The organism is Flexivirga lutea (genome assembly GCF_054778955.1).
Genome location: NZ_BAAGZB010000001.1, coordinates 896980 through 920662, shown reverse-complemented (window position 1 = coordinate 920662; position 23683 = coordinate 896980). Strand labels below are relative to the sequence as shown.

The window sequence follows — 23683 nt, the reverse complement described above, 5'->3', positions numbered from 1 at the left end:
TACGATCCGGACATGGCGGGAACGGCGGTATTACCGAGATCAGTAGCTGAAGCGTTTCCTTACTCCTACGCCGTGGTCGACGTCGAGACGACCGGCCTCAACGCCGACAACGATCGGGTGCTCCAAGTTGCGGTCACACAGCTGACCGCCGAAGGAGCGGTCGAAGAGGAGTGGTCGACACTGATCGATCCGGGTTGCGATCCCGGTCCGGTGCATATCCACGGCATCACCAGCACACGCTTGCGAGGCGCTCCGTGCTACGCCGACGTGGCGCAGCACATCCACGAGCTCATCGACGGGCGTGTCTTCGTCGCCCACAACGCGCGCTTTCGACTGGGACTTCCTGTCCAGCGAAGCCGGGCGCGCGGTGAAGCACTTCCCCAGTCACCAACGGCTCTGCACCTGGCAGACCTCCGCGATGTTCGACCTGCCGCTGCCGAACCTCAAACTGGGCACCATCTGTCAGTACTGGGGCGTCTCGCAGGCTCGCCCGCACGATGCCGCCGACGACGTGCGTGCCTTGGTCGAGGTCACGCGGCACTCGCTGGCGTATGCCTCGTTCTTGCAACTCCAGCTGCCGATTTCGCGACCGCGCCCGAGAAGCGGCTATCCGCCGCGGTCACCACGCGTCGCCTGTTCGTGGAAGTACCCCGGTCGCCATACGCCGGGCGACGCGCTTCGCCAGGGTATGACGGTGGTCTTCACCGGCCCGACAGCCGTCGATCGCGCCGTGCTCATCGAGGAGGCGACTGAGGCCGGCCTGGACGTGATGAACAGCGTGAGCAGCCGCACCAGTGTGGTGGTTTCGAACCACACGAGTTCGACCCACAAGTCGAAGCGTGCCGAGCTCCATGGCACAAGCAGACTCACCGAACCCGACTATCGCCGCCTGCTGCCTGGCATCCAACCGGGCACCGCCAAGGACACTGTCCCGGCAATGCCGACAAAACCAGTCGTGGCTCCGAAGCCGAAGCCGGCCCTTCCACGGACCGGGCCGCTGGCCGGGCACCGGGTGATCATCATCGGTGGTAGCTCCGACGAAGCACGGTCCACTCGTGAGCGAGTTACCGACAGTGGCGGCGCCTGTGCCGTCAACCTGACGGCATCAGTCACTGCGGCCGTTCTTCTGCCGGGTCACGACGCCGATCGACGCTGGACGCGCATCCGGGACAGCAGCGTGCTGCTGCTTGATTCGGAGTTGCTGCAACCGCTGGAGAAGGACGAGACGGCCGAGGTGGTCCATGCACTCACGACCAGGACTCCGGTCCTTGCCGAGACTGCTGTGACCGAGCTGCCCCGCGGCGGTGTTCTCGACGTCGCGAACGCCCCCTTGACCGTCACGGCCCGGTGGTCACACTCCGCGTCGATCGGCGATGTCGACGTTGTCGCGTTCGTGCTGGGTAGAGATGAGCTCGTCAATGAGGATGCCGACTTCTGCTTCTACAACCAACCCGGACATCCAGACGGCACAGTCGATCTGGAGCTCGACACGGTCGGCCAGGCCGCCGCGCACATTCGCCCAGACTGCCTGGACTCGATGAGTCGCCTCATGCTTGCGGCCTCCATTGACGGCGAAGGCGTCTTTGGCCAGCTTGGCGCCATCGAGCTCGATGTCCGCGACCAAGACGGCCGCTCGCTCGCCCACGCAACGCTCGACGCGGCCGACCAGGAGACCTCGATGCTCCTCGCATCGATCTACTGGCGAAACGGTGCGCCACGGTTCAGAGCGATCGGTCAGGGATACCAACACAGGCTGGAGACGCTCGCGGTGAACTTCGGTGTGGACATTGAAGACTCACCTGCCGGCGAATAGTCGCCATGTGCGTGTGCTGCACCGTTGAGAAGGGGCTTCGTGGCAAGCTTCACTCATGCTGTCCGATGCCGACGATCTTGCGCTGCGTGAAGCTGCGCTCGATTGGCTCCGCGTCCGGACCAATGACGGACTTGATTCGTTGACCTCGCAGGAGATCGGCGAGTTCAGCTTCCGGGGCGAGCCGTTTCGGCTGATGGATGCGCAACGCGGCATCCGCAAGCCGGCGATCCTTTCGTCAGCGTTGTCGATTCGCACGACGTACCGGCCGGAGGGCGCTGAACGGCCGTACGAGGACGACCTCGGGCCGGATGGTCTGGTGCGGTACAAGTGGCGCGGCCGGGACCCAGACCACCCAGAGAACAGGGCGTTGCGCGAGGCGATGCACCTTGGTGTGCCACTGATCTGGTTCTGGGGAGTCGGGACCGCGATCTACAAGCCGATCTTCCCGATCTACCTGATCAACGAGGAACGGCCGCTGCATCAGTTCGTCGTGGCTACCGACGGCCTGCAGCACCTTCAGTCGACCGGTTCGAAGGTCGAGGAGGTGATGCGTCGTTATCTGCGCGCCGAAACCACCCGCAGGCTCCACCAGCCGGTGTTTCGCAGCATGATCATGCGTGCGTACAACACGCGGTGCGCCGTCTGCGAACTCAAGCACAGCGTGCTTCTGGATGCCGCTCACATCGTCGAGGACAAGCACGAGCTTGGAGTCGCGGCTGTCCGAAATGGTCTAGCACTATGCAAGATCCATCACGCCGCGTATGACGCAGGCATCCTCGGCGTCACGCCGAAGCTCGTCGTCGAGGTCCGCGACGACATCCTGCATGAGATCGACGGACCGCTCCTCGAGCACGGGTTGAAAGGGTTGCACGGGCAGTTGCTTCGTGTCGTGCCGTCACGTCGTTCGGAGCAACCGGATCCCGATCTGCTCGAGATCCACTACTCCCGGTTCCGTGCTTCTTGACCTTCAGCCGGCCGCGTGACCTCGCCATCCTCGGACACCCACCAGACCTCGATCTTGGCGGCGGCGAGTGAACCTGCCGTCTGGGCATGCAGGTCTCGATACCGCGGAAAGTTAGGGAGCGCAATGACACTCGACCACGCCGGCTCTCGTCCTCGGAGTCGCATCGCCGCGAGGAGTGCCCCTGCGTACCAGTGACCTGCTTGGGTGCTGGGCTGAGTCGGCTTGCGTTCCGAAGCTCGCCCAGCGTCGGCGTAGTTCCGGCTCGGGAAGCCCTTGACTTCCATGCCCACCGTTCGGCCGCGACGCTCCGCAATCACGTCGACGCCGCGTTCTTTCGTTGCAGTATTGGCCACCGACAAGATTCTCCAGTCATCTGTGGCTAGGGCTCGGACGACCGCCGCCTGGACGTTCGCTTCCGTATGCCACGTCTCATCCCTGACGACGGGCTTCGGACTTTCGACTGCTGCTGCGCTCGGTGACTCCTCAAAGTGGACGTTGCGTGAAGCGATCTCGCCGTGGAGCTCGAAGCCAAGTGCCGCCAGGTGCCGGCGAGCCGTGTGCGAAGTGAACTCGTCTCGGGAAATGCCGCTGCCGACCTCGAAAGCTTGGCGCACCGGAAACAACACCGCGTTGATCCGAACCGCATGCGTCCGAATTGGATCAGGCGCCACCGCCTTCAGCCGGTCCTCGACCTGCGAGCGGCTGAGCTCAACAGGGCGTCCGTTCAGAATGAATCTCACCCGGGCGTCTGGATCGGTCACCCTAGGAACATACTTCGCCTACGAGGAGCTAACATCCGCTCTGACGCGGTCGCTTCCCCCGAGCAGTAGGTGTCGGCAACGGAGAAGCGCCTCTGCGCACCGGCTGGCCCTCGTCCGAGCCGATGAGCCGGAGCCCAGGCTTCGGTTATGTCAGCGCGAGGTAGCCGTCGGAAGAAGGTAACCGCTGATCTCTGCACTGAAGGCGGGCCCGATGGTTTCTCCAATCTTCCACGTGGCCGGCCTCGTCTTCCGCGATCAGCGCCCGTCCGACACCAGATGCTGCCAACATGTGCGATGTGACGGACAGAGACCAATCACTTCCTCCAGACGCAGCCGAACGATTGGTTGCTGCGCGACGCGAATACGAGCGTGTCATCTCGCCGTCCTACGACGATGCACTGCCAGAGATTATCGAACGGGTCGGCCGCACTGGCTCGATCGGAAAGGCGGACCTCGGAGCCGTGGTTCTGTGGAAGCGTCTCAACGCGAGCACCCGTTGGGCCACTCAGCTGATGTCCTGGCCGGATACGGAAGTTCGCGAGGTGACGGGTGCAGCCGTCAACTGTGTCAGGGACGAGGCTCGCACCCTTCCGGATGCAGCTGCTGCGGGCAGATCCAAACTCACTGGACTGCCAGGATTCACCACCGGTGACGCTCTTGCTTCTGCCGTTCTCTTCATTGCCGCACCCACTCGCATGGCGGTCTACGACAGACGGTCCCAAGCAGGCATCGAGCGACTCGGGCTACATCTCTCACCGAAGCCCGGCCGCTACGGGCGGTACATGGCGCTGGTCGAACGCCTTGCGCTCGCGACGCGCGAAGCTGGCACCGACTGGCAGCCCCGAGACGTCGATCTCGCGCTCTATTGGCTGGGCAGATCTAGTCCGAAACCATCTGGGAGCCTTTGATATTCGGCTTCGCGCACACCCAGGATCCAAATGACTCGAGTTCAAACATCGGGCTGCGGTGTGACCGTGGACGCGGAGATTCGAAGCGACCCGTCATCGCGACGATATAGACGGCCGGTAACCCGCACCAGCCGATCAGGCACTATGGACTCTCGATCGATCGTGGCGAACGTCCGAACGAAGACCAACACGGTCACAGTCGACTCGTGCTCCGCGATCGTCAAACTCGCCCATAATTCGCCAGCCATATTTCGCTTCAGTTGCATGTGGCGCAAAGCGCCCGCAACGGTCACGAACTCCCCGTCAGCGACGTTCGCGAGATCTGCGAGCTTGATGTTGTTGCACACGCCTCGGACTGTAACGCTGTGGTCCGACGCTTCCAGGTCGGCGCGTGCTGCGCTCAATTGATGCTCACCTCACTGGAGCAACCGCGTCTGCGGATGCCACCTCCGCAAGCTGCGTAACGAGCTTGACGAGGTTCGCGACCTCTGACGCAGCCGGGCTCAACTCGAACGCGTGCTGATGGCACGCGTTCGACAGGCGCGCCCACGCGAACTCCGCCCGCTCAGCGATCAACGGGTCATCCTCATACGCCACTTCTAGGCAGGTGAGCCGGCTCGCCATACTCGACTCGCCCGGCTCTCGAGCACGCGCTACCAACAAATCGTGCACCGTGTCCTCGAGCGCTGATCGAGCCAGCCAGCACGCGGCGCGCGTGCAGCTCGGTGTCGCGCTGTCGAGGACTGCCCGAGCTTGATCGAGTATGGCGACAGCAGTCACTTCTTTTGCTCGTCCCGGATGTCCCGGACCATCTTCTCGGCGAATTCCACCGCGAGGTCCGGCTCGGTATCAGCGGCAAGACCCTTGTGCATCCCGCCGGTTGCGATGCCGAGGCCGACCCGGCGATAGTCCCGGGTGAGCCAAGCGCTGAGATCCTTGACCTCGTCGAAGACAGCAAGGCTGACCCGGTTGCTGGTGCTGTGCTTGTCCCGCCACAGCGCCTCGACGTCAGCCAACAGTTCACCGCGACCGAGTCGTCGCTCGAAGAAGACATCACGGGCGCAGGACTCAACCGCAAATCGGACTAGCCCAGGGAGCGTCTTGCGCAGCGTCTCCTCGGGAATCTTCTTGTCTCTCAACAAGGCTCGGGCATCCCGAAGATATCGGCTACTCGGGTCAGTCCCAACTGAAACCTCGACCTTGGAGTCGGCGCCACGAGACACTTCGAGGACTCGCGCACCCACGCGCGCACGCCGGGCCGCCGCCGGCAAGCGGTCGTCGTGCGACAGCACGATCACCTGCCGGGTCTCGGCAAGCTCGGCGAGTAGCTGGACCAAGCCGTCGACCTTGGACGGGTCCATAGCCTGCACCGGATCGTCGAGCACGATGAAGCGGAATGGCGACTCCGGCATCGACGCCCGCGGCAGGAAGAGCGCCAGCGACAGCGCGTGCAACTCCCCCTGACTCATCACCGAAAGGGCGCCGGTGTCTTTGCCGTCGACGGCAGCCGACAGATTCACCCGGCGACGCGTGCTGGCACCCGCCAACGTCAACGAGCCGAGCTCAACGTTGCTCTCCTGACGCAGCTTCGACCAGGCGTGTCGGGCGGCATCCGCGATCGGCTCGAGCCGCTCATTCTTCAGCCGTATGTCGTTGTCCTTCAACCACTTCACGGCACTCGTCAGCGAGTCGAGCTGCGGCTTCGCGGTCAGCCACTCGTCCCACTCCGCGCAGAACGAGCCGATCTTCGCGGCGATCGGCGCCCACGAATCGTGACGGCGTTGCAGCTCGGCGACGGCCTTTTCGCGCAACTCCGTGACTGTCTCAGCAACGACGAGCACCTCGTCCTCGAGGTGCTGCGCAAGTGCCAGGTCCGCCGCGGGAGCATCCCGCCAGCGGTCCCAGGCACTCCGCGCGTCGTAGAACACCGCTTCCAGGCTCGGTGGATGCTCGCCGTTGAACACTCCCGGACGTGCCCGCACAAGGTCCCGCGCCCGCAGGCGCGCAGTCTCGACACGATCCCTCGCCGACTGAAGTTGCCCGAGCGCATCGTCCTCGGTGCGGACCAAGTCTCGGCTCGTTCCGGCCCACGCCTGATCAAGCTCGGCACCATCACAGACCGGGCACGGCATGTCACCGAAATCGTTGTGCAGCTTGAGCGCCCGACGACGTAGGTCGAGTCGGCCGGCACGCTGAGCGAGTTCGCTCTCCCCCGCGTCGACCATCGCTTCCACCGCAGCCCGCACCTCGGCGACTGCCTCGCTGACTTCGCCGATGTCGGGAGCCGTGATGCTGGCGCAACTTCGAAGGACGGCGAGGTCACCCGACGTGGAGATCTGCACTCCCGTGACGATGTCGCGCAACTTCGCGGTGTCGGGCTGGGTCTTCTTCAGCAGCGCCGCAACCTGGACCGCTCGCTCGTCCTCTAGGCCTGCGGCTTCCCGTTGCAGGTCCGAGCGCCGGCTCTTGAGCTCAGATGCCCTTTGACGGAGGGGTTTTACGCGCGCATCAAGCCGTTTGATCGCGTCGCTCAGCTGCTCGACGCCCAATGCCTTCGACAGCGCGTCGTAGAGCGCACTGGGTCCCGCTTCGAGGAGGCCACCGAGCTCGTCATACGACATCATCGGCCGGTAGGTGTCGAGTGGCGCCTTCCAGCCGAGCGAGTCGGTGCCGGTTTCGCGCTTGGCGCCCGGACGTTGGACCCAGGCCTTGCGCGCGTCGACGGCTTCCTCGCCCGGTTCCCACGCAACGCCGACCTTCGTGATGCCTTCGCCCTCCTCGGCGATCTCGACGACGATCTCGGCCTTCGTTGACTGATGCAGGTTGCGCCACTGCTCCTTCCACTGCACGGTCTTCTTCGCCCAGCGGTATGTCGAGCCGGTCAACGCCACCTCCACCGCCTCGGCAATGCTCGATTTCCCGCAGCCATTGCGGCCGGCGATGATGGTCAGCCCGGGAGCCGGCTGGAAGCCGACCTGCACGGGCGCGCCAATGCCTCGGAAGCCTTCAACGCGAATGGAATTCAGGAACGCACCGACTGGCTCGACCGGTTCTTCGGTATTCAGCTCGTCGACAGGCGCAGGGTCCCCGTGCTCCAGATAGTCGTCGAGCGTGTCATTACCCTCGAGCGCGGCCAGCACCAGCAGGCCCACCTCTGCGTCCAGCGATGAGTCGGCATCGATCTGCTGCCCGACCCATCCCGTGATGTCGATGGTCATGACCGAAGAGTAGATCGCAACCGCGAGGTCGCGAGTGACCTCCGAGGAGCCAATACGAGTAGCCGACGCACGGCGCAGGATGGACACCTATTGACGCACCCTTGGCTCAAGAAAGCAGGCGCGTCGTGCACGCCCGTCGTAGCCACGGCTGCATGACCAAGAACAGCTTTTTTCAGGCGCGTCCACTCAAGTCAGACCTTGCTCGGACGAGGGTCACGACTTAACGCTGGTAAGAACCCAGCTGATACGTGCCGCCCGTGCGTGGTGCGATTGGCACTGGGCACCCGAGCGAAGACAGCCAGCCGCTATTCCTTGAAGCGCGAGACGCGCGGCCTCAGTCACGGACACAAGGAGCTCTTTGAGCGACATGCAGACCACGTGGACCGGTCTAGCACTCAATGATGGCTGCGCCCGTCGATACGCTACGGGGCGCCACGTTGCGCCAGTCGCTCCGCGTGCAGTGCGCGCAGGCATCCGGTCGTCGAGCATCCCGAGTGTCCGCGCTTCGTTATCTGCGCTTTACGCAACGAGCAGCATACAACCCAAGCCAGCAGTTACGCTTTCCACCAGAACAGGGCACCCTGCGGGACAGCAACGGGTCAGCGTCACTCATCGGCGCGACCGAAGACACCACCCTTCCTGCATCAAGAACATGAGGCACCCATTTTGTGGAAGGATTCGAACGGCTGCAGCGCTCGTACGCCCACCATGAAGCCGTGCACCGTCCGGCTCGTCGTTCGCCAAAGGAGATATGAATGAAGGCCAATCCAACGTACCTACTTGAGTCACTGTCAAACAATGACGTCACCTTCTTCATTCCTCCCTATCAGAGAAATTACGAGTGGTCAACCGATACTTGCAAAGTCTTGCTATCCGATGTTCAAAGAGTCGCCAAAAAGAATTCGTCGGGCGCGAACACCGAACACTTTTTCGGGAGTATCGTCTACGTCGTCGAAGAATCTGGATTTGGAGTTCCGGACAAGTACGTACTCACGGACGGCCAGCAGCGCATCACTACCACGATGCTTCTCCTTATGGCACTGAGGGACAGTATTTCAGATCCAAACTACCAAGAAAATATCCAGAGACACTTTTTGCAAAATGAGCGCGCGGACGACGACACTGAATACAAAATAAAGCTCAAGCAGGTCGAGACAGACTGGGAAGCGTATAAGCTCCTCGCCCTTCGCCGCGAAATTAGCCAAGACTTAAAGAATTCAACCGTACACCAAAACTACCTCTTCTTCCGGCGGTCAATCGATACTTTTTCTGATTCGGAAAAGAAGGCACTCCTCGAGGATGGCCTCCGAAAGTTTAGTACGATTTCTATCCGTCTCGAACCGGATCGAAACCCATGGGAGAACCCCCAGGAAATATTCGAGTCAATGAACTCGCTAGGACAACCGCTGTCACTAGCCGATCTAGTCCGCAATTACTTACTAATGGGAAAGGACTCCCGCACCCAGACTGCGCTCTACAAGGAGTACTGGCTAACACTTGAGCGGCGACTCCCCGGAAAACTCTCTGAGTTCATCCGCGACTGGATGCAAGCAGACCAGCATAAAAGTTATAAGGTGGCGCGAGAAAGCAACTATAAGGAACTGTACACACACTTCAAGGAACTCGTTTCTGAGCGCCCCGCAAGCGAGCTGTTCGAAAGCTTCGTCCGCTTTTCGCGCCCGTATTCGCTTGCGCGTGGCGCCCTGGAGGCTGACGACGCTCGAGTGAACAAGATACTTTTCGATCTCAACATCATCGGAGTCGCGCCAGCATACTCATACCTCACGGAGCTCCTCGCCCGCGCGGAGGCTGGCGAGCTCTCAACCTCCCAGCTTATCAGCGCACTCTCAGCAATCAGAACATATCTCTTAAGACGTAGAATTCTTGGCCTCACACAGGCGGAAAACAAATTCTTTCCTGGCCTCGGGGCGCGCCTTGACGAACTGCTGGAGTCCGAAGAGATCGCGGAATCGCTATTTGGACAGCTTTCTTCTGTGGAGTACGCGTTGCGGGTTCCTAATGATGACGAGTTGAGCTCACGATTGAAGACCATGAACTTCTATAACCTTGGTCGATCGAGAAGCTATCCACGGCTACTGCTGTCCCTCGCTGAAGAGCTACTCACAAGATCGCGTCCCGCATGGGACGATAGCAAACTACAACTTGAACACATCATGCCGCAAAAACTTAGCGCGGAGTGGAGAGACTTGCTTGGTGATTCATTTGAGAGCGACCACCAAGAATTCGTCAACAACATAGGAAACATCACTCTTATTCGGCACAATCAAGAACTCGGAAACAAGGCGTTCAAAGAGAAGAAGGTCACGTACGCCGGACAGTCTGGCTTGCAGGTGACCCAAAACCGCATAATAGATTGCGAGAAATGGAATGTCGAGTCGATCCAACGCCGGATGGAGTACCTCGTGTCCCTACTCGTCGATGACGTGTTAGAACTCCCCAGCAAGTTTAAGTATGCGAGCAACTGGAACCAAGGGATTCAGTTCGATTCTCGTCAGATACTGAACCAACTCATCGGAGAGACGATCCAGTTCGTATCTAACCCGACCATAACCGCCGAGGTAGTTAGCAACTCTAAGGTTAAATTCGAAGGGAAAGAATGGAGTTTGTCGCCGCTGACCCGAGAGCTTAAAGAAAGAGAGGGTATCGTGAGTAAGTCCAGCGTGTTTCAGGGAGCAATGTATTGGAGTTGGGACGAGACCAAATTAGTCGACCTTGAACTTTGACGCGCCCAGTTTAGGCGGCCCGTCGATGCGAACAATTTGATGTCATCTCCTACGGTGTCGCCAATACCATCTGAGGGTCGGTTCGGGGGCATGCTGCTAGCCTTATCGCGATAATGGTTGCGTTGTCTGAATACAGCGCCTGGTCGTCACCCAACTTCGTCGTCTCCAGACGCCAAAGTCGAATGCCGCATCCAAATGCCGACTGGGCCCAGGCTCGGTCAGACTTGATTGCGAGCTCGCGGCCCAGTCGGCATAGATAGTTGGTTGGCGGGCACGCAGCTCTCACGCTTACACAATCCACTGCTCCCATGCGCCATGTTCCTGCAGGAACAGCAGCAGGCATCTCGACACCGATCGACCCGTTGCGGTCTCAACCATCCGTCGATAAGCATCGATCTGCGGCTTGTAGAAAGCGGTTCTTGCCGCGAGTGCAGCCTCCGGCACCTGATCGGTCTTGTAGTCGACGATCACCAGCGAGCCATCGTCTTCCTCAAAGAGGAGATCGATGATTCCTTCCAGGATCTGGCCACCCTCGAGAGGCGTCGCGACATACATCTCTCGCCAGTTCCTTCGACCGGCGGCGTGGCGAACCAAGCTGTGCGTCAACGCATTCCGTGCCAATGCCGCAACTAGCGGTTGGTGAGCTGTCACGCCCTCGGCGACGCATTGAGCAGCCACTGCCGCCATCAGGTCGGAGCCGTCTCCGCCAAGGTCGACAGACTGCAGCGCCCCGTGCACCGCGCGGCCAATCGCAAGTCCGTCACGCCCCTTGGCCCATGCCGGCGCATCGATGCTGCGCGCGCCCTTTGCGGCACCCGGCGGCAGCGCATCGTCACGGATCTCTCCGTTCGAGTCCTCCCCGACGCGAGCATCCGGCTCCGTTCCTTCAAGGCCCGATGCGCTCTGCGACCAGGGCACCCGGGTTCGCGCGGTCGCTGCCTCCACTTGCTGACGCCACTCTTCGTATGGCGGTGGCGCGGCGGGCACTCGCGGCGCCATGTGGGCAAGCGCTGGGACGTCCTTCAGGTCGAGCGCGATCGCGCCCGACCCGGCCGCACCGGAAGCCGCCAACTGGTATGCGTTGCTCGCGGACGGCCTAGATGGCCGATGCAACGAGACGACCAAATGGTCACGGGCACGCGTTGCCGCGACATACATGAGCCGAGCGCGTTCTAACGCGCTCATCTGCTCGTCGATCGGCGCCTGATCCTCGAATGTCGCTGTCGCCAGGTCGTTTCGGAAGCGAACGTCGTAGTCCTTGTCCTTCCAGAGGATCTGCACACCGCGGCGGTTGAGCGGGGCTGAGGCGAGTCCGGACAGGATGACCATCGGGAACTCAAGCCCCTTGGCCGCGTGCACCGTCATGATCCGTACGGCGTCGACATCGGACTCGGGCAGCAGCGACTCCGAGGCCTGCGCAGCTTCCTGCGCCTGACCGGCCGCCCACGCGACATACGCTCGCAATCCACCGTGCTCGACCTCTGCCCACGCCCGCGCCTGGTCGATGACATACCGCAATCGCCGCCAGGTGTCGCGAGCGCGCGGGCCGTCATCGCCGGCCAGCTCGAAGACACGTCGGTCAGTGGCGAGCCGTCCGAGAACCTCGCTGGGCGACATCCAGGGCGCGTCAAAATGCAGCCGGCGCAGATACGCGACCGAACGCCCGACAGGGTGATCTGCCAACTCGTCTGGGACCCTGCGTCGGAGGTTGAACGATCCGCCGTCGCGCTTCCAGGTCCACAAGTCGTCATCGCCGCAGCCGAAGAGCTGCGAGCGCAAAGCGGTCACCAGCGACAGCTCATCGGACGGATCTGCAACGACCCGAGCCGCCGCGAAGAGCGCGCGCACCTCGGGCGCGCCATACACGAGCGAGCTGGCGTCCGAGCGATAGTCGATGCCGGACTCGTCCAGCGCCTCCTCGAGATACGGCAGCGACGTGCGAGCCGGGATGAGGATCGTGATGTCGCGTTTACGCAGCGGACGCCACTCCCCCGACTCGTTCTGTGTCGTCCAACCCTCATGCATCGCCGTCCGTATGACGGCCGCGACCTCGCGCGCCTCAACTTCGCGCACTGCAGCGACAGGCATCGACTTGTCGCCATCCTGATGAGGCTCGATGCCGAGCACTCCGACCGGCGGGCCAACTGTCGCTCCCGCTCGCACCGGAGTCAGTGCCGCGTATGCCGGCTGCAGCGTGCCCTGCTCCTGGATGTGCTGGCTGAAGACAGCATTGACCCAGTCGATGATCGGTGTGCCAGTGCGGAAATTCGTTGTCAGCGACACCGATTCGCCGATGACCTCGCGCGCCTCGAGGTAGGTGCGAATGTCCGCTCGCCGGAAGCGATAGATCGACTGCTTCGGGTCACCAACCACGAAGAGCGACCCGGGCGGCACCTTGATGTCGCGCCAGTCTTCCTGGTCCGCATCTGCACCGCCGGCGATACGGGCAGCGATCTCGATCTGGATCGGGTCAGTGTCCTGAAACTCGTCGAGCAGCAGGCGCTGGTAGCGGTCGTGCAGGGACGCGCGCACCTCAGCGTTGCTGCGGAGCAGATCGCGCGACAGCACCAGCAGATCGTGAAACTCCAGTGTGCCGTTGCTGCGGCGCTCGGCCGCTGCGGTCAACACCGCTCGCGAGCACCAGTGCACCAGGTTCCGCAGCAGAGCCGTCCGGACCGGCGCGAGCTGCGCCTCGGAGTCCGTCTTCAGCGCAACGATGGCGGTGCGCACATCCTTGATATCGCAACCGGTCCAGTTCCCTGCGCGCCCTAGCCGGCCGACCTTCTTGTCCGGGCAGGCTTTCACCCAATTGATCCGCGCAAAGACATCGGTGTCCGTTGGTTGATGGGACAACCAGCCCTCGATCTCAGCCAGCGGGCCGAGCAGTCGGTCACCCGGATCGGAGCAGTGTTGGCGCAACTCCAGCAGTGCTCTCGCGTCTGCGACGATCGGAATGATGTTTGGCGCGACCAGCTTCTCCACCGGGTGCTGCAGGACGTGGGAGTCGATGAGATCCCAGTCATTGCCGAGCAACGTGGTCAGTTGTCGTAACTCACGCTCCTTGACACCGAGTTTCCTTGCAGCCAGCAGACTTTCGCTGATCTCATCGTCATCCAGCATGCGCCGCCACATGGTGCGCCAACGCGAGTCAGCAGCCACCGATGAGCCGACCGAGTCCAGCACTTCAATCGCCGGAGGTATGCCGGCTTCGATGGCGTGCTGCACGAGAATGCGTTGCGCGAAGGAGTGCAACGTGCCAATGGCTGCCAGGTCGAGACCGTCGAGCGCCTCCTGCACGGCAGCTGAATCGGCGTCGACCCGTCGCTTTTCAAACTCCGCACGGAGACGTTCACGGAGCTCCGCTCCGGCACGCTCGGTGAAAGTGACGGCCGCGATCCGCTCGATACTGATGCCGTCCTGCAGCACCAGCTTGCAGATGCGACCGACCAAAGCTGACGTCTTGCCGGAACCGGCACCGGCATCCACGAAGAGCGTCTCGTCGGTGCGCTCGCGGATCCGATCTCGCGCAGGCTGATCGACGGGCTCCTCATTGGCGTTCATGCGTCATCCTCCTGCCCGACCAACGCTGCCGGTTCGACGAGTTCGACCAGGTCCCGAAGTGCTGCTGTGCCGCGCAAATGCTGCCATCGGGCACGCACCTCGCCATACCCGAGGCCGTCGGGGTTGCAGTATTTGCACTGGATCCAGCTGAAGTCGTCATCCTGCGGCGGCCGATGCGGGAACACTCCGGCTTCGATGGCCCCGGCAAGGACACCGAGCGCCTCCCGATAACGCGCGTCCACGCTGTCGGTGAGTGGCAGCGGGACCCGCGTGGTGCCGGCATCGTCTCCGACGAACCAATACTCGGCTTCGATCGAAGTGTTCTCGTCGCCATACGCCATGCGCACGCCATATCCGTATGCCGGCAGCTGCAAGCGCGACCCGCCCAGCACAGGGTCATCCTCGCCAATGTCCTTGTAGTACTTGGCCTTTCCGGTTTTGACGTCGGTCACCACGAGAGTCCCGTCGGCGCGACGGTCGACCTTGTCGGCGGAACCCTTCAGACGCAGGCGACCTCCGGGAACATCCAGCTCGACTGCTTCTTCGCCGTCATCACCGAAGCGCACCTCGCTGCCGACCACCTCCAAGTCGTGGGCGGCGCGGTGCCGGTCATCGACATCGAGCATCCGGGCCAGGATCGCTTTCAACTCGATCAGCGACTGCTCCCACAGCCTCTGGTGTCCGGCGCGTCCGCCGGCGACCAGCTCCGCTGCCTGTGCATCGGCGATCTCGACCAGCCGCTGTCGAGCGTGGTCACTCCACGGCTCACCGACCCCGGGGAGTGTGCCGCTGTCTGCTGACTCGCGGATAAGCAGGTCGAAGCAGTGGTGGATGAAGTTTCCGAAATCCAATCGGCTGAGCTCGACGATCGACTCCGGGTCCTCGACCGGGCGCACGCGCAGAATGCGCTGCACGAAATAGTGGTGTGGGCAGTCGGCATACAGCTCAAGGGTGGTGGGTGCGATGCGCTCGGACTCGGTGAACGGCGAAGGCCGCTGCGAGTCGGTGCCGATCAGACCGTCGAAGCGCCCGCCGACTTCGCCTCTCCTGCCGGCGAGTAGTTGGCGCGCTGCGGCGAGCGCGTCGTCGGCGAAGGCCTCGTCGACCAATCCTGCACGCAGCCGCCATTCCTGAGCGTTGACAAGCTGTTTCGCACTCACCAACCCTGCCGAGTATGACGCGACATCCTCGAGTCCAGCTGCCTCGGTGAACTTGGTCGCTTCCACGGAAGCGTCCCCACTCAGCTGTCGGATACTCGGCAACAACCACCGGCTCGGGATGCGTTGGGTCTGCTGGCGGAGGTCGCCGCGCGCGAAGGTCGCGATCACTGTCTCTGCCGATGCGAACGCCGCCAGCACCGCGCGGTGCTTCTCTGCGATGCGCTCACGCATGGTCACTAGTGTGTGTCCCGCTGCCTCGCGCACGGTCTCGGGCAGCAGCGGATCGTCGCTGAGCCGACCGGGGTAGATGTCTTCGGACATGCCGCACACGATCACGACGTCGAGATCAAGCCCGATGCCTGATTCGACCGGTCCGACGTAGATGCCTTCGCCGAACCTGCCGACGCGGATGGCCGCCGACTGCAGCTCGGCGGTCAGCACGTCCTCCAGGACCGCCAGGCTCACTGCGGTGTCGGACTCGTCGAGCACGGTCAGACCGTTGATCGCCTGGACCACGCTTCCACGCGCGTATTGCTCATCGCGTGGCAAGCGGTGCAGCCCACTCTCCGGTGCCAGCGTGGTGACGATCTCCTGCAGACGCTCGGCGGCAACGCTCCAATTCGGCGCATTAGCAACCGCGTTGAGACCCTGGCGGATCGCCGCAATCGTGTCTCGTAGCGCCTGAGCCTGCGCGATGCGTTGCTCGATATATCCGTGCGGGTCCTCCCACGACTGCAGATCGGCAATAGTCGCGCCCACCCGCTCGTCCCAATCGACGCCGCCCACGACACCGCTGTTGCGGGACAGTCGCTCCCACGTGGCGATGGGGATCGACTCGCCGTGCACGTCTCGGGTTGGCACCTCAGCTAAGGTGCGCAAGGCAGCGCCGCGCGGGTATCCCGAGCGATGAATCTCTAGCAGTCCCAGCACAAACCGTGCATAGGCCCGCTCTGAGACTGGCCGAGATCCGGGCCCGTTGAACGTGACTTCGGCCGCCTGTAGCTGCTCGTGCACGATCCGGGCATACGGCCGACGGTTGCCGTAGAGCACCGCAATCCGGTGTGCCGGACGAGTCTCCAGCGCGGAGATTACCTCGCGAGTGACTGCTCGCACCTCATCATCGGCGTCCGAAGCATGTATGACGCGCTGCGCGGTCGGCACATCAACGTCGGGTATGTCGATGCTGCTCTCCCCCATAATCGCTGCGACGGTGCGGCACGGACCGTCGTCGGCACGCGCGTCACCGGTGAGACCGAGCACGACGTGAACGTCGGTGGTCGTCCCGAGCGCACGCAGCAGATCGAGCTCGGCCGGGAGCAGATTGCCGGGCAGGTAGACGATCACGGGCGGCAGATCTTCCGCTTCCTTGACGACGTCCGCCGCGGTGCGCAGCAGATCGACCTCGTCGTACCAGTCGTCCGCCAATGCAGCCCAGACAGACTGATGGATGCGTGCCACTTCTCCTACCAAGGTCCCGCCCGCGTCTCGGACTGTCCCAAACGTCGCTTCATCGGCATGCCGCAGCTCGTGCGACGCCCTACCAATGGCCAGCGCCGTGGCGGGATGCATTGCCACGGAGCCGAACTCACCTGGCTCCGCAACAAGCGCATCGCGGACTCGCGCCGTGACCTGCGCACTCGTCGCCGGCTGACGGTCAAGCCCTGCAAGCAACGGCGCAGCGGCTCGCTCGGCAAGGCCAGCGAGCGTCAGGCACTCGACGGCTGCGATGCCCGGAGCACCGTCACGACGCCCTTGCGCCAGCGCCCGCCGGACCGTCAGGCCAGCGAGATGGCTCGGGACAATGACCGTGACCGGCGCCAGCAGGTCGTCGCCCTTGATGGCGCACACGACTCGACGCAGCCCGGTTAACGGGCCCACTCTCTGGCTGGTCACGTGAAGTCCCACCGCGTTCATCCAACCCTTCACTGTTACGCGCTAGCTCGACACGAGTCGCATAAGCTGGACGTAATACACGACGATAGCGAAGACGACGTCGCAGCCGGGCCGCTCGTTGAACGTGCCAACGACTTCTCGATAAAGTCGATCTTTGCCTCCTCAGCTGCATCGTTGACAGCGTCACTCTTCATCCCGGACACGAATTAGACATGCTTAACGCGGCCGTCGATGACGACGCTGCTGCACGAAATCTTCATGATTCAAAGACTGTCACCCGGCCACCACACGCGCTAGCGGTCGCTCAAGCGGTGAACACCCACATCCTGAGCACCCAGTGTCAACGCCGCCGCCGTCTGACGTCCCGTGTAAACAAATCAGCGGTCATCTCCGTATAACGGCGCAGCAGCACCGCTTGTCGGTCCTCCATCGTGCGCATAGGGCGGTCAGATCCAAACGCCGTGTCAACGAGCTCGTCCAGGGACCGGTGTGCCGCGACCAACTCGGGTGGAATTGCTTCCGGCTCGTACAACGTTGCCAACGAAAGCGCCGGGTATAAGTTGCGGGCGGCAAGAACAGCTCGTCCTGCGTCAATGATCGCTTTCCGTGTCTGAACACCCATTGATGGCAGCGGCAAGGTGTTCCACACGAGCGTGTTTGCGAAGCGGTAGTCCGACTTGATACGCCCGCCGACAGCAGCCTGCCAAGCGAGAAACATACTCGAAGAAATGACTGCAAAGAGGACGCCGTCTGGGTCAGGAGCTGTGAAGTTCGCGTCGCTGCAGATGACGTCATCATCATATCGAGCTACCGTGAAATACGCTCGGGTCTCAGTCACATGTCGAGGTATGGCCAAATAGGCACCGTTCGTCGCACGAGGTTCGGCGAACAGGTGCGGCGTTTCCGCAAGAGCACGTGTTGCAGCTTTTTCGCTGGCCAATCGAAAGATTCTGCACTTTTCGACACGCGCTGCCAAAATCGGAGAAGACCGTATCTCGCTTGGAGTTGCATCCTGCAGCCAAAGACACCATCGCTTTAGCCCGTGTGTCAGTTGTTTCGCCCCAATGTAGGGACGCAGATACTTCGCCGCAATTGGATCGGCGACAACTCCGTCATATTGATCAATTCTTACAGTAAAGTTCTTCCCGTCAGCCGGCTTGGATCCGTAATCGACCGGCGGAAGGTCGGGGGCAAGCACGGTTGAACGCTTCTTAACAAACATGTTGGGTCCATCCACAAGGTACGGACCGATGTTTTTTACTTGCACTGGAGTCGGCTCGCCACGGATAGTTCGATAACCATAGAGTATCGGTTTTGAGGTCCCCTGCTTATCAAAACCCGTAATAACGCAATGCACAGAAGCTGCTTCAGCCGCTTCGGAGGTCCACGCAAATGTTTGGTGTGCGAAGCGGATACGCCAACCAGCGTCAAATATTGGCCGGAATAGCGCGGTGACTGGCTGCCCTTGGGCAATACTGTTCGTAGAAACGAATGCGAATCGCGCGCCACTTGTATCAGCCAGGAAGTCAATTGCCTTCTTAAACCAGCCTGTCACATAGTCGAAGTAGCCGTCGTAGCCGCTGCCCCAGACGGTCTTCAGGTCATCGACCTGCTCATCCGTCCGCAGGGACTGGCCGATGAACGGGGGGTTTCCGGCGACGAGGACATTATCGCTAGGCAAAAGGACATCCCTCCACTCCCGGCGCAGAGCATTGCCGACAACGATGGTCGCCTGCCGCTGGATGGGAAGTCGGTCAGGCGCCCAACCCAGGCTCGCCGTTAGCTTAAGGTCACATTGGCGGTCAATGAGGAACATCGCAGTTTCCGCGATACGAGCTGGCCATTCGTCAATCTCAATGCCGTAGAAGTGGTCGAGGGTGACCTTCAGCCCTTCGTTGGCGAGGATCTGAGTGGTCTGTTCACCCGACGGCAGAACTTGCAAGCGTTCCATGATGGCGAGCTCAAGATCGCGAAGCTCACGGTAGGCAACGATGATAAAGTTTCCACACCCGCAAGCGGGGTCCATGAATCGGATCGCTCCTAGTTTCTCCCGCAGGGCCTTAAGGGAGTTCTCCTGCTTCTTCCACGTTTCCCTGTTGATAGCGGCTTCGTATTCGGCACGAAGATCGTCGAGGAAAAGCGGATTGAGGGTTTTGAGGATGTTTGTTTCAGACGTGTAGTGCTCGCCTAACTCGCGTCGGGTTTGAGGATCGCGGACGGACTGGAACATCGACCCGAAGATAGCGGGACTGATCGTCGCCCAATCCCGATCTCCAGCATCAAGGATCGCACGACGGAACTCGGCATTTAGCTTCGGAAGCTCGATCGGTTCGCGGAAGAGCCCCCCGTTGACGTATTTGAAGCCGTCGAATTCTTCTGGTACATCCGCACGTTTGTCGTCTGACGTATCGAGATAGGCGAATAGCTCGCCGAGACAGACACCGATGTCCGAGCCGTCTTTCTTGGTGTGATCGCGGATGTAGTCCTGGAAGACGTCGGGTCGCTCGCCGAGCCACATCGCCGTGTCGTCGGCGAACATGAGGAACAGGATCCGGGCGAGAGTCACTGAGATCTGGTGATCACGAGTCTTCACCTCGACCGTGTCTGCGTATGCCGTCTCCATGGCTGTATAAAGACGGGCCATGAGCTTTGAGGCATACTTCGCCTCGTTGTGCGCCTCGACGTCGAAAGCTTGCCGGACCTTGGCCAGAACGGCGTTGCTGTCGAGGCTAACGTCAAACGGGAGACGGATGATGTCGAGTTTGTCCGCGAACCGTGGGTCGGTGTCACCAGCGCGGTGTTTATGACGACTCAGCCGGGTCAAGGTTGCGTTGCCAGCGACTCGGCGTACTGGCCAGCGCCAGACTTGGTCCGCACCGTCATAGAAGATGACGATCCGGTCGGTGTTGGTTTTGGCGATCAACTGGTCGAGGGCGGCCTCGATCTTGGAGTCGGGCTTCTCGTTGACGGCCCATACACGCAGCCCTTTGTACTGGGACACGTTGGTGGCCGTGACGTGTCTCCCATCGATCTCGCAGACGATGGGTTCTCGGTCAGGTGCGGACCAATTCAGGTCCTGGATGAACAGTCGCTGGTACTCGTGCTGTTCAGCGCGCTCGATCAGTGGGTTGGTCATGCGTCGGTGACTCCTAGCGAGCAGACGATCTTGATGGTGTCGGTGTCGGTGCCGACGATGACGAGCCGGTCCTCACCGTGCAGCTGGTTGATCAGGTCAGCGAGGTCTTCGAGGCTGTACTTGTTGCGACGGGCTTGGGTCAGCCGCATAACGGCGTGCTCGGTGAGGGGCCGTTCGTGCAGGGCGTCGAGTGCCTCGGCAGCTTTGGAACCGAAGACGGTCCCACCGAGGCGTTGCCATGCCCACTTGCGGATGCCTTTGAGGTTCCCGGCAGCAATGGTCTCGGTCTTGAGCGGCCCATGAACGAGGGCCTTTTCGCGATCGAAGTGGTCGGCGCGCGGCGGCACTCGAGGGGTATCGGGGTCAGCACAGAAGATACGCAGCGCTTCCAGTGGAGTCAGGATGCGTCGCTCGGTGTCCGTGGCGGTGGCAAACGCGTCGACTCCGGACGCGGTGGAGACATAACAGGTGACGCTGCCCTGACTCTCGTGGAGGTACCGAGCCCTCGTCGAGTGGACCATGTCTTGCATCCCGAGCACTTTGGCGGCGGTCTTGGGGTGGCGCTCTTGTGCGTTGGACCAGACGAGCCACGCCTCGCTGACCGAGTCCGCGTCAGCTTGATCGTCGCTGTCGTCGTCAGAGACCCGGCCCTTGTAAAAGTCATCGAGGATCTTGATCTCATGATCACCACCAAAGAACTTCTCGTCGGATCCGAACGCTTCGGCAGCGGCCCCAAGACGGTCTTTGATGCGTTGCCGCAAACGGATCTGCTGCTCGATTTTCTCATGGGTGATCAGGTAGACGTTGACCGTGTCGGACTTCTGCCCGATGCGGTCGACGCGACCAGCGCGCTGAATGATGCGAATAATGGCCCACGGCAAGTCGTAGTTGACGATGATGTGGCTGTCCTGAAGATTCTGGCCCTCAGACAGGACGTCAGTCGCGATCAGGACATCGATCGGGTTCTCGGCGACGCTAACCTCGTCCTCCGATTCGCTGGGCAGCTTGTTGGAGTCCGGGGAGAACCGCCGCGCGACCTCCGCCGGATTGTCGGTGTCGCCGGTGGCAATCCCGACGTTGGTGACGCCGGCATCAATAAGCGCGGCCGCGACGTACTCGGCAGTGTCGCTGTACTCGGTGAAGACCAGAACCTTCTCGCCTTGATGCTGGTCGGTGAGCATGTCGACCAGAACGTTCATCTTGGAGTCGCGTGTTGAGTCCCAGTTACCGAACTGGTCGAGCAGCCCGGTGATCGTGTCGTTGTCTCGGACAAGGTCTTTGCGGAGTGTTTGCTTGAACACGGTCGAGCTGACCCACTTGGTCTTGGCAGGCAGCGACTTCACCAATGTGTTGTAGCGGGTGGCGACGCTGCCGTGCAGGTCGCCGTCACTTTCGATGTCTTCGTCAGAGACATTGATCTGTTTGTCGCTGAACGTGCCGAGTGGGATCGGCAGCTGGTTGTCGATTGCGTGGATGAATAGCTCGTTGCGGGCGCGCTGGCGTTGCAGGGACAAGATGAAGGAATGCCCGGAGGACGACAGACGCTTGAAGAGGCTGATCCGCACGAAGCCGCTGACGTTGCCGCGGCCGGAGCGGATGTCAGCGAGATTCTGGGTGTCGTCCGCCGTGTGCTTAGCACGAAGATTGTCGTAATCGGCGAGTCGATAGCGGGGAAGGATCAGGTCTCGGATGGCGTCCAGGGTGGAGTCATTCTCCATTAGTGCGGCGGGGTCGTCGCTGGCGAACTCAATGCTCAAGGGCGTGGCGACGCGAGTAGGAAAGTGGAACTTCTGCCCGTTGGCGAACTGCAAGTACTCCTGCTCCTGGGGAGTGCCATCGGGACCAACGACTGTCTCCTTCTTCGCGGTCCGCTTGATGAAGGAGCGGGTGCGCCGGACCAGGTGGTCGCTCATGAGCCGCTTCCAGTCCTCGGGTTCTTCGGAGCAGCGGAACGCGGTCAAGGTATTGGTCTTGCCGTCCACCTTGGCCGACAGGTTCGGGTCAGCACTTAGGGCCGCCGAGGGAACGATGCCCAGGTCATCGTCTTCATCGATGTAAAGGCCAATCTGGTTGGCGACGTCGGTGAAGGCGAGATTGTATGGCGTCGCGGTGAGCAGCAACACTTTGGCCCCGTTCCGGCGAACGTACTGGTGGATCGCGTCGTATGCGATCGTGCTGTTGTTTCGCAGATTGTGGGACTCGTCGCAAATGACCAGGTTGAACCGCTTTTCTTCAGGCAGTCGCTTGTCGACCATGGAGTACGGAATGACCCGGCCGTTGATGTCGTACTCCTCGAGGTGCTCTTCCCACATGGGTTGCAGATTCTTAGGGCAGAGCACGAGGGTGGAGTAGTCCTCGGCAGCTTGCAGCATCAGGGCGGTGGCGACTGCGGTCAGGGTCTTGCCGAGTCCGACGACGTCCCCGAGCATGGTGCCGCCGCGTCGGACGATGCGGCGGGACAGGGTGCGCACGGCGCTCTCCTGATAGTCCAGAAGTAGGTCGCTCATCGACTTGGGTAGGACGTACCCCATGCCGTCGCGGGCGTCCTGGGAGAGGGAGTGGCAGACTTTGAGGTAGACCTCGAACGGGGTCGGTTGCTCCTCGTCAGCCCACGAGTTCTCAATCAAGCCAATGATTTCCGCAGTGATGTCCAGCGAGAACGAATCATCCCACCGTTCGTCGAACCAGGTCGCGAGCTTGGCGGTGGCGTCGGAATCCTGCACGTCGATATTGAGCTCGAGATTGCGGTGTAGGCCAGCACCGGTGAAGTTGGACGAGCCGACATAACCCCAGCGTGAGCCGTGCTTCTTCGCAGGTGCATGGAACAGGTAGGTCTTGCCGTGCAGAGGCTTCTCGGTAAAGACCTTCATCGCGACAGCTCCGTCACCCAGCTGCCGCTTAAGAGTTTGCAGGGTGGTCTGCCCATCTTTGGTTGCTAGGCCACGCATCAGCTGGTTACGCAGATGGCTCACGAGCTGGTCACGACGCGCGAGCGCACGCTCCCGGTCGTGGATATCCGAGCCGTATGCGGGTGGCTGGACCTCGTCCTGGAGGAGATCGAGCAACTGCTGCGAGTCCGACGGCGCCACCATCCCCACGAGAACGCGAGCAACGGGCCGAGCCCCCTTCTCTGGTACGGGCTTGTTATCGATGACGTCCGCGAGAGAGGACCAGCCGCGGAGGTCGAGATACCCGGTGGCGACGTCGACAGTGTCGAAGTCGGTGAGGGACTCGCGCAGCGCCGGACCAAGGCGGGTGTCGTCCGTGATGTTGTCGAAAAGGTTGGGCATAGTGATGTCCCCTAGTTGATGAACGTAACCGGCGCTGGGCACAGCTGATTCAGGCCGAGCGTTCCGCGAGCTAGAGCTGATCGCCGAGTCTCCAGGTTCTGCGCAGCTCCGAACTTGGACCGGTGGGAGGGATGACGCCAACAAGCGCGTACATCGCGGCCTCCCACCGGCACTCCCCCGAGAACAGCGATTCTCCTCATGTGCGCAGCCTAATCACTCCTGACCCAATGGACGC

At 61.7% G+C, this 23683-nt stretch carries 12 protein-coding genes; 5 read left to right on the top strand and 7 right to left on the bottom strand.

Annotation, left to right across the window (positions count from 1 at the left end; genetic code table 11):
* The first annotated feature begins 12 nt into the window (after positions 1 to 12).
* The 3 genes from ACYVBN_RS04295 to ACYVBN_RS04285 are packed head-to-tail and all read left to right on the top strand — an operon-like array spanning position 13 to position 2777.
* On the top strand, positions 13 to 753 hold the full coding sequence (locus ACYVBN_RS04295) for an exonuclease domain-containing protein (protein WP_460599430.1): 741 nt from the start codon (positions 13 to 15) through the stop codon (positions 751 to 753).
* Positions 689 to 1813 (top strand): TerD family protein, encoded by a 1125-nt coding sequence (locus tag ACYVBN_RS04290; RefSeq protein WP_460599429.1) that lies wholly within the window; start codon positions 689 to 691, stop codon positions 1811 to 1813. The genes ACYVBN_RS04295 and ACYVBN_RS04290 overlap by 65 nt, the downstream gene beginning before the upstream one ends.
* 55 nt (positions 1814 to 1868) lie before the next feature.
* Positions 1869 to 2777: an HNH endonuclease gene (locus tag ACYVBN_RS04285; protein WP_460599428.1), complete on the top strand. Its 909-nt coding sequence runs from the start codon at positions 1869 to 1871 to the stop codon at positions 2775 to 2777.
* On the opposite strand, the gene ACYVBN_RS04280 is transcribed toward ACYVBN_RS04285, so the two are convergent.
* Entirely contained in the window at positions 2753 to 3538 is a 786-nt protein-coding gene (locus ACYVBN_RS04280) for a hypothetical protein (RefSeq protein ID WP_460599427.1), read from the bottom strand. The two genes, ACYVBN_RS04285 and ACYVBN_RS04280, sit on opposite strands and share 25 nt — an antisense overlap.
* 287 nt (positions 3539 to 3825) lie before the next feature.
* Between ACYVBN_RS04280 and ACYVBN_RS04275 the strand changes: the two genes are divergently transcribed.
* Positions 3826 to 4446 carry a hypothetical protein gene (locus ACYVBN_RS04275; RefSeq protein ID WP_460599426.1) on the top strand — a complete coding sequence of 207 codons (621 nt, stop codon included), beginning with the start codon at positions 3826 to 3828 and terminating at the stop codon, positions 4444 to 4446.
* 41 nt (positions 4447 to 4487) lie between these two features.
* Here the strand turns inward: ACYVBN_RS04275 and ACYVBN_RS04270 are convergent, their stop codons facing one another.
* Together ACYVBN_RS04270 and ACYVBN_RS04265 are read right to left on the bottom strand one after the other, a co-directional pair.
* The gene (locus tag ACYVBN_RS04270; RefSeq protein ID WP_460599425.1) at positions 4488 to 4793 is read right to left on the bottom strand and encodes a hypothetical protein; all 306 of its coding nucleotides are present in this window, start codon (positions 4791 to 4793) and stop codon (positions 4488 to 4490) included.
* Positions 4794 to 5222: 429 nt separating this feature from the next.
* The gene (locus ACYVBN_RS04265) at positions 5223 to 7664 is read right to left on the bottom strand and encodes an AAA family ATPase (protein WP_460599424.1); all 2442 of its coding nucleotides are present in this window, start codon (positions 7662 to 7664) and stop codon (positions 5223 to 5225) included.
* Positions 7665 to 8419: 755 nt separating this feature from the next.
* Here ACYVBN_RS04265 and ACYVBN_RS04260 point away from each other — a divergent pair.
* Positions 8420 to 10408 carry a DUF262 domain-containing protein gene (locus ACYVBN_RS04260; RefSeq protein ID WP_460599423.1) on the top strand — a complete coding sequence of 663 codons (1989 nt, stop codon included), beginning with the start codon at positions 8420 to 8422 and terminating at the stop codon, positions 10406 to 10408.
* A gap of 288 nt (positions 10409 to 10696) precedes the next feature.
* On the opposite strand, the gene ACYVBN_RS04255 is transcribed toward ACYVBN_RS04260, so the two are convergent.
* The 4 genes from ACYVBN_RS04255 to ACYVBN_RS04240 form a co-directional block, all read right to left on the bottom strand.
* Positions 10697 to 13969 (bottom strand): UvrD-helicase domain-containing protein, encoded by a 3273-nt coding sequence (locus ACYVBN_RS04255; protein WP_460599422.1) that lies wholly within the window; start codon positions 13967 to 13969, stop codon positions 10697 to 10699.
* On the bottom strand, positions 13966 to 17055 hold the full coding sequence (locus ACYVBN_RS04250) for a PD-(D/E)XK nuclease family protein (protein ID WP_460599421.1): 3090 nt from the start codon (positions 17053 to 17055) through the stop codon (positions 13966 to 13968). The genes ACYVBN_RS04255 and ACYVBN_RS04250 overlap by 4 nt, the downstream gene beginning before the upstream one ends.
* A gap of 307 nt (positions 17056 to 17362) precedes the next feature.
* Entirely contained in the window at positions 17363 to 20158 is a 2796-nt protein-coding gene (locus ACYVBN_RS04245; protein ID WP_460599420.1) for a class I SAM-dependent DNA methyltransferase, read from the bottom strand.
* On the bottom strand, positions 20155 to 23448 hold the full coding sequence (locus tag ACYVBN_RS04240; RefSeq protein ID WP_460599419.1) for a helicase-related protein: 3294 nt from the start codon (positions 23446 to 23448) through the stop codon (positions 20155 to 20157). The genes ACYVBN_RS04245 and ACYVBN_RS04240 overlap by 4 nt, the downstream gene beginning before the upstream one ends.
* Positions 23449 to 23683 lie beyond the last annotated feature (235 nt).